At 53.5% G+C, this 1,662-nt stretch carries 1 protein-coding gene and 1 pseudogene; one reads left to right on the top strand and one right to left on the bottom strand.

Annotation, left to right across the window (positions count from 1 at the left end):
- Positions 1 to 635 (top strand): ParB family protein (locus tag FT726_RS27170; protein WP_346303699.1); only part of this gene is annotated, 635 nt, incomplete at its 5' end.
- Between the two features lie 505 nt (positions 636 to 1,140).
- Here FT726_RS27170 and FT726_RS27165 read toward each other — a convergent pair.
- A pseudogene (locus tag FT726_RS27165) lies at positions 1,141 to 1,662 on the bottom strand (AAA family ATPase); the annotation flags it as partial.

The raw sequence follows: 1,662 nt of genomic DNA, 5'->3' as shown, positions 1-1,662 counted from the left end.
AAACCGGGCTGGATGTGCTGGTTACCGACGTTGCCATCTCTGCCGAAGAAGCCCGTCGTCTGGCGCAGGATATCCAGACCGCGCGTGAGCATAATCTGCGTGAAGTCGGCATGCGTTTGATGTCCCTTAAAGACAGCGGCCTGTCGCAAAAAGAGATTGCGCAGAGTGAAGGGCTGTCTCAGGCAAAAGTGACCCGCGCGCTGCAAGCTGCCAGTGTGCCGCTGGAGCTGGTCACCCTGTTCCCGAACCATTCAGAGTTGACCTATCCTGACTACAAAACGCTGCTGCAGGCCTACGAAAAACTGCAGGAAACCGGTCAGACGGTCGATGCTCTGATTGAAACCATCGGTATGGATGTGGACAGTGTCTGTGCGCGTGAAGGCCTGGCGGAAGATGAAGTCAAGAATGGCATCCTGCGGCTGGTCCGTAACGGCAGCCAGACGCTGGTGCAGGCGCCGGCTAAAGATAAAGTGGTGGCGACACCGCTGTGGACCTTCGCGGATAAAGACCGTTACGCCCGCAAGAAAACGCGCGGACGCATGTTTAGCTACGAGTTTAACCGCCAGTCCAGAGAGTTACAGGAAGAGCTGGATCGCGTTATCACCGAGACGCTGAATAAGTATCTCAATCAGTAGTAGCGTTTACTTCTGAAGGCCAGCAATCTGTAGCAGCACAACCCCATACATCCTGAACCGTGCCGCTACAGATTGTTACCTCACCCACCTGATTTTTCCCCCGTAATTTCACCCTTCGCCAGCGGAATTTCAGCGCTAAGTGCATGAAATCAAATCAACCTTAGCCGGAATTTCAGGCTGAAATCGCCAGCTCAGTAATGTAATACGATGAACCAGCGCCATCGCCGGTTGAGGCTTTGATAATGGCCAAGGCTGCTGGATGCGGAATCGACAGTGAAAGCAGCAGGGATAATCCCTAACGAAATCTGCCGGGATCAGGCGACATTCGCCATGGCGATTTCACCTCTAACTGTTTGAAAATATGATTTTTATCTACAGGATTTCAGGCTGAAATCGCCCGAGTTTGACAGTTAATTCTCATGCTGCCGTGAGAAAAACGGGGATTTAGCCAGACGATATTCAATGTGTTATCCACAGAAAACGTGGATAACTTTTACTGTAGCCTCTATGCCATAAGCGCCGTCTGTCTGGGCGACTGCCACACTGCATCGCGCACGCGCACCGGTTTATGAATCAAACCGAGCGCATAAAAGCGGTCAGCGATAGTTTGCTGTTCTTTGATGACGTGGAAAACCATGGCCCGGGTCTGGTGGCTGCGACGGGATAAGGCGCGTTCAACGGCTGCGAACTCCAGCCCCAGTTCCTGCGCCAGCATAGTGGCGGCTTCATGGCGATGATGATCAATAAAGGTCCCGGTTTGCTGCAGGCTCGTTACCAGCTGCTGCACGATATCGTCATGCTGCTGCACATAATCATGGCGCGCCAGATAAAACTGGTGGTTACGCACCCGGCCTTCGCCCTTCTCCAGTACGCGCAAATCGGCGTTGCTTTCTGCGGCACTCAGCAGCGGATCCCACATCATCCAGGCATCAACGGCCAGATAATCGCTGGCTGTGAGCGGATATTTCGGCGGCGTGTACACCACTTTAATTTCATCCAAACCGATGCCGGCTTCCTCCAGCAGCCG

Origin of the sequence: Pantoea sp. Morm, from assembly GCF_016643525.1 — a bacterium.
In the GTDB taxonomy this organism is placed as follows: domain Bacteria; phylum Pseudomonadota; class Gammaproteobacteria; order Enterobacterales; family Enterobacteriaceae; genus Pantoea; species Pantoea dispersa.
Note: the sequence above shows the minus strand (reverse complement) of the source record. Positions and strands in the feature narration are given on the sequence as shown.